This is a genomic window from Lutibacter sp. (assembly GCF_041562875.1).
Taxonomy (GTDB): Bacteria; Bacteroidota; Bacteroidia; order Flavobacteriales; family Flavobacteriaceae; genus Lutibacter.
On record NZ_JBFFOE010000084.1, the window covers coordinates 1 to 10169 of the forward strand.

Annotated in this window: 11 protein-coding genes; 7 read left to right on the forward strand and 4 right to left on the reverse strand. The window is 29.0% G+C overall.

Going from position 1 to position 10169, the window contains the following annotated elements; all coding sequences use genetic code 11:
• A partial coding sequence (locus ABY863_RS10615) for an LOG family protein (RefSeq protein ID WP_372794618.1) occupies positions 1 to 326 on the reverse strand: 326 nt, incomplete at its 3' end.
• A 302-nt stretch (positions 327 to 628) separates the two neighbouring features.
• On the opposite strand from ABY863_RS10615, the gene ABY863_RS10620 reads away from it, so the two are divergent.
• The 3 genes from ABY863_RS10620 (at position 629) to ABY863_RS10630 (ending at position 3010) form a co-directional block, all read left to right on the forward strand.
• Positions 629 to 1297, forward strand: coding sequence for a BON domain-containing protein (locus ABY863_RS10620; protein ID WP_372794620.1), 669 nt, complete (start codon positions 629 to 631; stop codon positions 1295 to 1297).
• 83 nt (positions 1298 to 1380) lie between these two features.
• A complete protein-coding gene (locus ABY863_RS10625; protein ID WP_372794622.1) occupies positions 1381 to 2049 on the forward strand; it encodes a BON domain-containing protein in 669 nt (222 codons plus the stop codon).
• 205 nt (positions 2050 to 2254) lie between these two features.
• Positions 2255 to 3010: an exodeoxyribonuclease III gene (locus ABY863_RS10630; protein WP_372794624.1), complete on the forward strand. Its 756-nt coding sequence runs from the start codon at positions 2255 to 2257 to the stop codon at positions 3008 to 3010.
• A gap of 7 nt (positions 3011 to 3017) precedes the next feature.
• Here ABY863_RS10630 and ABY863_RS10635 read toward each other — a convergent pair whose 3' ends face one another.
• The gene (locus ABY863_RS10635) at positions 3018 to 3983 is read right to left on the reverse strand and encodes a DNA polymerase domain-containing protein (RefSeq protein ID WP_372794626.1); all 966 of its coding nucleotides are present in this window, start codon (positions 3981 to 3983) and stop codon (positions 3018 to 3020) included.
• Between the two features lie 114 nt (positions 3984 to 4097).
• On the opposite strand from ABY863_RS10635, the gene ABY863_RS10640 reads away from it, so the two are divergent.
• Positions 4098 to 6041 carry an erythromycin esterase family protein gene (locus ABY863_RS10640; RefSeq protein ID WP_372794628.1) on the forward strand — a complete coding sequence of 648 codons (1944 nt, stop codon included), beginning with the start codon at positions 4098 to 4100 and terminating at the stop codon, positions 6039 to 6041.
• A gap of 185 nt (positions 6042 to 6226) precedes the next feature.
• Here ABY863_RS10640 and ABY863_RS10645 read toward each other — a convergent pair whose 3' ends face one another.
• Together ABY863_RS10645 and ABY863_RS10650 are read right to left on the reverse strand one after the other, a co-directional pair.
• Complete coding sequence (locus ABY863_RS10645) at positions 6227 to 6868, reverse strand: phosphoribosyltransferase (RefSeq protein WP_372794630.1); 642 nt, start codon at positions 6866 to 6868, stop codon at positions 6227 to 6229.
• A gap of 155 nt (positions 6869 to 7023) precedes the next feature.
• On the reverse strand, positions 7024 to 7722 hold the full coding sequence (locus tag ABY863_RS10650; RefSeq protein ID WP_372794632.1) for a hypothetical protein: 699 nt from the start codon (positions 7720 to 7722) through the stop codon (positions 7024 to 7026).
• Between the two features lie 306 nt (positions 7723 to 8028).
• On the opposite strand from ABY863_RS10650, the gene ABY863_RS10655 reads away from it, so the two are divergent.
• The 3 genes from ABY863_RS10655 to ABY863_RS10665 all read left to right on the forward strand — a co-directional run.
• Positions 8029 to 8811, forward strand: coding sequence for an MlaE family ABC transporter permease (locus tag ABY863_RS10655; protein WP_372794638.1), 783 nt, complete (start codon positions 8029 to 8031; stop codon positions 8809 to 8811).
• Positions 8812 to 8813: 2 nt separating this feature from the next.
• A complete protein-coding gene (locus ABY863_RS10660; protein WP_372794634.1) occupies positions 8814 to 9557 on the forward strand; it encodes an ABC transporter ATP-binding protein in 744 nt (247 codons plus the stop codon).
• A gap of 4 nt (positions 9558 to 9561) precedes the next feature.
• Positions 9562 to 10169, forward strand: a 608-nt coding sequence (locus tag ABY863_RS10665) for an MlaD family protein (RefSeq protein ID WP_372794636.1), incomplete at its 3' end; no start/stop codon positions are given.

Sequence of the window (10169 nt, forward strand, 5' to 3'; positions counted from 1 at the left end):
GAATAACCTCCTGACTCGTAAGCACCTTTATTGGCTGCTTCCATAATTCCTGGACCTCCGCCAGTCATTACAGTAAAACCTAATTTAGAAAGAGCAGCGCCTACTTTTTCTGCTTTTTTATAATATTTATTTTTATTGTCGAATCTGGCAGAACCAAAAACAGTTACACACGGATCAATAAAATGCAATTTCCTAAATGATTTTATAAAGTGATATTGCACTTTTAAAGTGAAAAATAACTCCTTAAATCTATCTCGAGGACCTTGAAGAAATGAACTTTCATCAATTAAATAATCACTACCACTATCTCTACTGAATTTATCCATCTTAAAAATTTATTTTTTTGTTCCTCCATTTTAAAAAAACAAAGAAATTATTATACAATAACCAAAATATGAGTTTATTAAAATTATGAATTACAACACACATTGTTAATGATATAAATCAATTCTTATAAAACTCTAAAATTTAACACTTTATATTTCATTAATAATTATAAGCAGTTCATAGAATTATTAACTATAAATTATTTAAAATATGAGTCAGTTGATTTTCCTCATTTCAATTTAATATCTACTAAAGTACTTTTAATGTAAATATTTAATGTTTAATTTAAAATTATTATATTATGAAAACCGATGCACAAATTAAAGAAGATGTATTAGATGAATTATTATGGCAACCAAACATTGACGAAACAAAAATTGGTGTTATTGTTGAAGATGGTGTTGTAACTCTTAGTGGTATTTTAAATAGTTATACTAAAAAATTAGAGGCTGAAAAAGCAGCAAAAAATGTAAAAGGAGTAAAAGCCGTTGCGCTAGATATTGAAGTAAAACATGGATCAGACTTTAAAAAAACAGATAAAGAAATTGCAAAAGCAGCTGTTGATGCTTTAACCTGGAATACTTCAATACCTGAAGACAAAATTGCTATAAAAGTTGAAGATGGATGGGTTTATTTATCAGGTGAACTTAATTGGTTTTATCAAAAAGATGCTGCTAAAAAGGCAGTTGAAAATTTGCTTGGTGTAAAAGGCGTTGTTAATAGCATTGAAATAAAACAAGCTGTGCAACCTTCCCAAATAAAAGAAAAAATTACCAAAGCTTTTGAACGTTCTGCACAAGTTGATGCTAATAAAGTTTCTGTTATAGTTGATGGACACACTGTTACTTTACGTGGTACAGTACATTCTCTTGCTGAAAAAGATGAAGCTCAAAAAGCAGCATATCTTGCTCCAGGTGTTTATTCAGTGAAAAATGAGCTTAAAGTTCAATATTATCCTGAGTATGCATAATTAAAATCTTTATTAACATAGCAGATACTCAACATTTTGTGAGACTATTTACAAATTTATTATTTAATTAAAACTATTATATTATGAAAACCGATTATGAAATTAAAGAAGATGTTTTATCCGAATTGGCATGGCAACCAAATATTGATGAAACAAAAATTGGTGTTATTGTTGAAAACGGTGTTGTTACCCTTAGTGGTGTTGTAGACAGTTACACAAAAAAATTAGCAGCAGAAAAAGCGGCAAAAGGTGTAAAAGGTGTAAAAGCAGTAGCGCTTGATATTGAAGTTAAATACGGAACGGATTACAAAAAAACTGACAAAGAGATTGCTAAAGCTGTTGTAAACGCATTATCTTGGGACATTTCTGTACCAAAAGATAAAGTTTCTGTAAAAGTGGAAGATGGTTGGGTTTATTTGTCAGGAGAACTTAAATGGTTTTATCAAAAAGATGCTGCAAAAAAAGCAGTTCAAAATTTGCTTGGTGTAAAAGGCGTTGTAAACAGCATTCAAATAAAACAAGCAGTAGAACCAACTCAAATTAAAGAAAGAATTAGCAAAGCATTTGAACGCTCTGCTAATGTTCTTGCAAAAAATGTAACTGTTTCTGTTGATGGACATACTGTAACATTACGTGGAACTGTAAACTCAATTGCTGAAAAAGATGAAGCCCAAAAAGCAGCATATTTTGCGCCAGGTGTATATGAAGTTAAAAATGAGTTAAAAGTGCAATATCAACATGAATATGCATAATTAAAGAATTAAATTCTGCATTGAAGAAATTGAACATTTTATGAGGCTGTCTAGAAAGTTATTAAATTCGTCATTCTGAACTTGATTCAGAATATTATTATATTGATTACTAATCATTATAAAACTTAAAATAGATTCATGGCTGACGAAAACTATACTTTTTGGACAGCCTCATTTTTTAAATATTTATAAATAACATTAAAAAATGGACATTATTTCTTGGAATGTAAATGGCTTAAATGCAATTTCAAAAAAATCATTTTTTGAATCCATAAAGAAAATGAATCCTGATATACTTTGTCTACAAGAAACAAAAATACAAGATAAAAAAGCACTTGAAATTTTAGTACCATTAGCCAATTACTTTATTTATTGTAATTCCGCAGAAAAAAAAGGATATTCAGGCACCGCACTACTTTGTAAAAATAAACCCATTAAATTAACTATTGTAAATGAGGATAAAGAAGGACGAATCATATGCGCTGAGTATTCGAATTTTTATTTGGTAAATGTATATGTTCCAAATTCTGGTCAACAATTGGAAAGATTGAATTATCGAAAAATTTGGGATGCCAATTTTTTGAGTTATTTAAAAACATTAGAAAAAACAAAACCAGTTATTGCATGTGGAGATTTTAATGTAGCTCACCAACCCATTGACTTAAAAAATGATAAAGCAAACTACAATAAAACAGCTGGTTATACTCAAATTGAAATTGATGGAATGCAAAATTTATTGAATGCAGGGTTTGTTGATTCTTTTAGATATTTTCATCCAACAAAAATTGCTTATACTTTTTGGAGTTATCGCTTTAACGCAAGAGCTAAAAATATTGGTTGGCGTATTGATTATTTTTTAGTCAGTAAATCGTTGATTGGGGACATAAAAGAGATTGAAATTCTTTCCGATTATTATGGTTCAGATCATTGTCCAATCAGTCTAAAAATTGATTATAGATAAATGCATTTCAAAATATTAAAGGAGAAAGACGCTGCTTTTGAGTTAATACTTCACTAAATAAATCCCCTAATTTTTCAACTCTTTTTGGAACATTTTTAATAGTGAAATCTTTTGGTGTAAACCCGCCTTTTTTAACTTCCTCCCAACTTAGTGGTGTTGAAACTGGAGCATTAGAATATGCACGAACTGTATAAGGTGCAGCTGTATTCCTGCTAATTACGTTTTGTAAATAATCTATCGTAATTTTGGTTCCAACATGTGTTTTTCCACTTTCTTTTTGGGTTGTAATTAATTCAGAATGCTTTTCTGCTAATTGATTGCTCATATTTTTTACCCATTCTCTTACCATTTTAAATGAATATTCGGCAATTATGGGAACATAAACATGCAAACCATTTCCTCCGGTAGTTTTTACATACGATTTTAAATTTATTGAGGTTAATAATTCATTCAAATACAACGCAGCCTGTAAAACAGTATTAAAGTCAGTATTTTCATTGACATCAAAATCAAATATGGCAATATCTGGATAAAAATAATTTGGCATTTTTGAAGACCATAAATGAAATTCAATTCCTCCTTTGGAAGCAAACCAAAGCAATCCTAAAGTTGAATTAATTAATGGAACCTGAATTATTTTATCTTGGCTAATTTCTTTATAGGAAACCGTACGAAACAAATTTTCGTTTTTATCTTCATTTTCAAAATTTCTTTTATAAAATGAAAAACCTTCAATGCCTTTTGGAAAAAAATTGATAGTTACAGGTCTGTCTTTAAAATAAGGCAGTAAAGTATGTGCCATGCTTTTATAATAGTGCAGTACATCTAATTTTGTATATCCTTCTTTAGGCCAATACAATTTTTGCGGATTAGAAATCAGTAAATCATAACCATCTACATTCCATACTATTGGGATTTTTACAATTTTATTTTTTTTCTCTTCTGCTATATTTTCAACTTTATTAGTATCCATGAGCTTTGAATTTATCATACACTAATTTCCATAAAATCATCAACTCTCAAAATGAGGAATGTCATTTTAAAACTAAAATATCCATCTTAATTTTAAATATCAACAATTATAATTATGAAAAATTTAAAAATAATTACTCAATTAAAAAATAGAGGAATTACAAACCCTTTATTGCTTCAAGCATTTCAGGATCTTCCAAAAGATTTATTAATATCAAAAAAATTATATCCTTACACATCTAACAAAACAACAATTGAAAATAGCCTTAACATTATTGAACCTAGAGTACTGGTAGTTGCAAAAATGCTAGAAAAATTAAAAATTAATGAAGGAGACAAAATCTTGGCAATAGGTGTTGATTCTGTTTATATTTTAGCCATTCTTTCTGAAATTTGTAAAGAAGTATATACTGTTGAAGGCAATGAAGAATATGCCAAGTGGGCTTTGGAAGTCTTAAAAAATATACAAATCACCAATGTTTTTATTAAAATTGGAAACGAAAAAATGGGATGGGAAGAGCACGCACCATTTGATGCCATTTTAATAACTTCAGAATTTGAAGAAGTTTCAAATACCTTAAAAAAACAACTAAAAATAGGTGGTCGAATTTTAGTTCCAATGGGTCCAGATTGGGCTCATATCATCTTTGAAGTTATACAAAGAAACTCAACAACAGAATATGCCGTAGAAAAATTAAAAGATAATTTCTTCATCCCAAATCCTAAAATTTTACCTGAAATAAGTTCAAAAGATTATCCGGAAAAAGAAATTATTGATGAAATTAAAACAAAAGCTATTGCTTTTAAAAGCATTAAAGAATATCCTATCAATCAACTTTTAGAAAGAATTGGTAATGCTCAAGTAGTTTTACTTGGTGAAGCATCTCATGGTACTTCTGAATTTTATTTAACCCGCCAAGAAATTACAAAAGCTTTGATTGAAAAAAAAGGGTTTAATTTTGTTTCTGCTGAAGCAGATTGGTCTGATGCTGAGCAAATAAACAATTATGTACGAAACCAACATACCAAAAAAAATTGGATGCCGTTTACCCGTTTTCCACAATGGATGTGGAAAAATAAAGAAGTGCTTAATTTTGTAGAATGGCTAAAAGAATACAATTCACAACATCAAAATAAAACTGGGTTTTACGGATTGGATTTATATGGATTAGAAAACTCTATGGGATTGGTAATTAATTATTTAGAAAATATTGATAAAAATTTGGCAAATCTGGCAAAAACAAGATATGCATGTATTTCACCTTATATGTCTGATCCTGCAATTTATGGTAAAATGGTAGTAAGCAATCAATTAGAAAGTTGTGAAAAGGAAGTCTTAAAAATGTTGGTTGATTTACTTAAAAATAAAAATAAGTTAAACCATTCTCCTGAATATTTTTATGCCTATCAAAATGCAAATGTAGTAGTGGATGCCGAGCGGTATTATAAAGTAATGTATTATGGAAGCGCAGAATCTTGGAACTTAAGAGATTTCCATATGTTTTATACCTTAAAATCTCTTTTATCTTATTTTGGCCCTCAAACAAAAGCCATAGTGTGGGCACATAATTCTCATATTGGAAATGCTTTGGCCACGGAAATGTATTCGAGAGGTGAAATTAATATAGGACATTTATGTAAAGAACATTTTGAGAAAAAATCATACCATATGGGTTTTGGAACACATACTGGTACTGTTGCCGCTGCCAATAATTGGGGAACTAAAATGGAGGTAATGAACGTAAACAATTCTTTGCCTAAAAGTTATGAAAATCTTTGCCATCAAACACAAATAGACACATTTACGCTGCCTTTGAGAGAGAAATTTTCAGGCAAAAAATTAAGAAAATTACTAAGCACTCCAAAATTAGAACGTGCAATTGGTGTTATTTATAGACCGAAAACAGAGCGAATGAGTCACTATTTTCAAGCTGTGTTACCTTCTCAATTTGATGAATATATTTGGTTTAACACTTCAAAAGCAGTAACACCAATTACGACTTCAAATGTAAGTACTCAACTTTTGGAAAATCATCCTTTTAGTTTAATTGATGAGTAAATTATAAAAACCCTATTGAAGCAATTCTTTTTTGACGTGAATTTTTTGTCGGTTCATTGTCAGTTAAAGCGCAGTCGAGAACTATGATACCATCTCGACTGCGCTCGATCTGACAAAAAAATAGTAGATGAATATGTTAGAGTAATTCGCTTTTAATAATTAAACCCAACGGGTTAAAAAAAATCTTAACTATTTGTAATTTTAGTAGTTGCGTTTTTTAATAATTGAATAACTTCTTTATCATCAACCTGATTAAAATTCTCATAAAACTGTCCTACTGCCTGAAAATTAAATGGTGTTGAAAGACAAATAACCTCATCAATAAAATCTGAATCTTGTAATTTTTTAAGAGCACTTGGCGGAGCTACAGGTATTGCTACTATAATTTTATTTGGTTTTTCATCATTAAGCATTTCAATAGTTGATAAAATTGTGTTTCCGGTTGCAATTCCATCATCAACAATTATTAAAATTTTATCTTTCAATTTTAGAGCTTTCTTTTCGCCATGGTATTCTTTAGAGCGTTTTTTAAGTAATTCTCTAATTCTTATAGTTTCCTCTTCAATATAAGAATTAGAAACTTCTTTGGCTGCATCACTCAAAATTCTACTTTTTAACGTTACTGCCCCAATAGCATATTCTTTATGAAAAGGATGACCAATTTTTTTAGAAAGAACAACTTCTAAAGGTAAATTTAACGCTTGAGCTATTATAAAACCTATGGGAACTCCACCCCTTGGAATTGCTAAAATTGCGGCATTTGTGTTGCTGTATTTTTCCAATTTACTGGCAAGTAAATAACCTGCTTCATTTCTGTCTTTAAACATGATTTTAATTTAAAATTTATATGACTTTGTGTTTCAAACACTATTTTTTATCTCCTCTTAATTGCAATTGTTTTAGAAAAACATATTTTTTAATAATGCCTTGTTACTTTATAAGAAATCTACACTCGTTTATAATTTCAATTGTGTACTTGTTACTATAATTTTTCTAGTCTTTCTTTTACTCTTACAATTACTTTTTCAACCTTTTCTTCATCAATAAACAGTGTATCAGCTATTTCAGCTATTGTTTGATCACCAAACACAAATAACTCAATAATTCTTTTACTTATAGTTGGTAGCGTATAAAATGACGATCCAAACAAGGTTCTGCTTTTATCTGAAGATAACGAGGCATTATTTAAGTTTAATTTCCCAGTCAATTCCATCTCTAATGGTTGATCTAAAATGAAATGAGCCGAATTAAAACTCTTTTGTTTATAAGAAATATCGTCAAGATCTTCATCAAATATATAATCTCCATCAGCCTCAACTGAATAATCTTCATTTAACAAATCCAATTCTTCTTTTAAAACAGCATCAAAAGAGATATCATTTGGGTATTTTTCTTCTTCCTCAGTTTTTTCACTTATTTTTTGAATGGTTTTTAGAAAAAGTATTTGTTTTAGCTGTTTTTCATCTATATCAGATGAAAAAGTTTTAAAAACTTCCAAAAACACTTCATCTAAAATATCATTGGCATCATAAAACCCTTTATTAATAGCCATCTCATTTTCAGCAAGTTTCAACTTTGAAGAAGCAAAATTTTTCAAACTAGGAATAAATGTTGAAATTTTCTTATAAAATTCTTTAAAATTATTTTCTTGTTTATGTTTATTTAATTCTATGATTATCATGGTTAAAAAGATTAACTATTATTAATAATTTGTTTTGTATTAGTTTTCACTAACTTCTATAAAGTTAAAACCATACTTAATACTTAAAAATGATTATTATCAAACCAAAGCAACAATTAAATAATAGCTATTTTTATTCTTTTTTAGTAAAATAGTAAGGTTTTAATTTAATTCAACAATAAAAATTGAAATTTGAATCATAAATCAAAATTTAAGTCATTATTAGACTCTTATAAATGATATAAATCATTTTACACCTTAGCAATCTATTTTAATTTTAATATGATGATAACTCATTGGTATGATATGACTACATCATTACAAATATTTAATAATTTTAAAAAATTTCTTATAGAAATTGGTGAGCTATCTTATTTTGCAGGTCGTTTCTTTAAAGAGGTTTTCACAAAACCCTTTGAGTTTAAAGAACTTTTAAGGCAATGCTACAATATGGGAAATCGCTCCTTATTATTGGTGAGCATCACTGGTTTTATTTTAGGATTGGTTTTTACATTACAATCCAGACCCACATTAATGGAGTTTGGCGCAGAATCTTGGATGCCTTCAATGGTAAGTATTTCAATAGTTAGAGAAATTGGGCCTGTAATAATTGCCTTAATATGCGCTGGTAAAATAAGTTCTGGTATTGGTGCAGAGTTAGGTTCTATGCGAGTTACTGAACAAATTGACGCAATGGAAGTTTCAGGTACTAATCCATTTAAATTTTTAGTAGTTACACGTATTATGGCAGCAACATTAATGATTCCTTTACTAATTATTTATGGAGATGCTATTGCTTTATTTGGCTCAGCTCTTATTGAAAACTTAAAAGGCGATGTCTCTTTTCAATTGTATTTTAATAAAGTATTTGATGCCATAAAATTTTCTGATATTATTCCTGCAACTGTAAAAACATTTTTCTTTGGATTTGCCATTGGTTTAGTTGGAAGTTTTAAAGGTTACAATTGTACAAATGGTACTGTTGGCGTTGGTGAGGCCTCAAATTCAGCTGTAGTGTACACATCATTATTGTTATTTGTTATTGATTTTATTGCTGTTTTTGTTTCTGATATTTTCTTTGAACTCTAACTATGAAAGGTACCACGAACATAGCACCCATTTTAAAAATTAAAAACCTAAAAAAAAGTTTTGGAGACAATCACGTGCTTAATGGTTTTACCTTGGAATTGTTTGAAGGTGAAAATTTGGTATTAATGGGGAAATCTGGCTCTGGAAAATCTGTAATGATAAAATGTTTAGTTGGTTTAATGCAGCCAGATAGTGGTACTATTGAAATTATGGGAAAAGATATTACTAAATTATCTCAAAATGAATTTAATGATTTACGAACAGAAATAGGATTTCTTTTTCAAGGAAGTGCTCTATATGATTCTATGACGGTACGGGAAAATTTAGAATTCCCCTTACGTAAACAAAAAAGAACCATTGAAGAGGTTGAAAAATTAGTACATAATGCATTAGAAAGTGTTGGACTTGCTGATGCTATAAATTTAATGCCTGAAGAACTTTCTGGCGGAATGAAAAGAAGAGTTGCATTGGCAAGAGCCGTAATTCTTAAACCAAAAATTATTATTTATGATGAACCAACAACAGGTTTAGACCCCATAACTGCAAAAGAAATTATACAGTTAATGAGAAATATTCAACAAAAACATAAAACTTCATCACTTATTATAACACACGATGTAGATTGTGCCAGAGTAATTTCTAATAGAATGATTTTATTAATTGATGGCATTAATTATGCTGAAGGAACTTTTAAAGAATTGTCTTCATCAACTGATAAAAAAATTCAAGCATTTTTTAAATCATAAAGTCATGAAAACATCAAATACTCAAAAATTTAATCTAGGTTTATTTGTAATTTTAAGTACAATTCTATTAATTATTGCACTCTATTTTATTGGTAATCGGCAAAATATTTTTGGCAATACTTTTAGAATTACTGCAGTATTTAATAATGCAAATGGCTTACAATTAGGTAATAATGTTCGTTATTCAGGAATTAATGTTGGTACTGTAAAAAATATCACCATGGTAAATGATAGTACTATTTGTGTTGACATGATTATTGAAAATAAAATTTTGCAACACATTAAAAAAAATGCAGTTGCCGCTATTGGCTCTGATGGTTTGGTAGGAAGCATGGTAATTAATATTGCTCCAGGTAAAGAAATTTCAACAGCATTAATACCTGGTGACACCATAAAATCATACACTAAAATATCAACCACTGATATGCTAGAAACGTTAAATACAACCAATGACAATGCTGCACAATTAATCGCTGATTTTCTAAAAATTACAACAGACATTAAAAATGGAAAAGGAACATTAGGTATGTTAATTAAAGACCCTGAGCTTGCTTCCAGTTTAAAACAAACGATGTTAAATTTAAAAACTTCAAGTGCTGATGCTTCCATAAC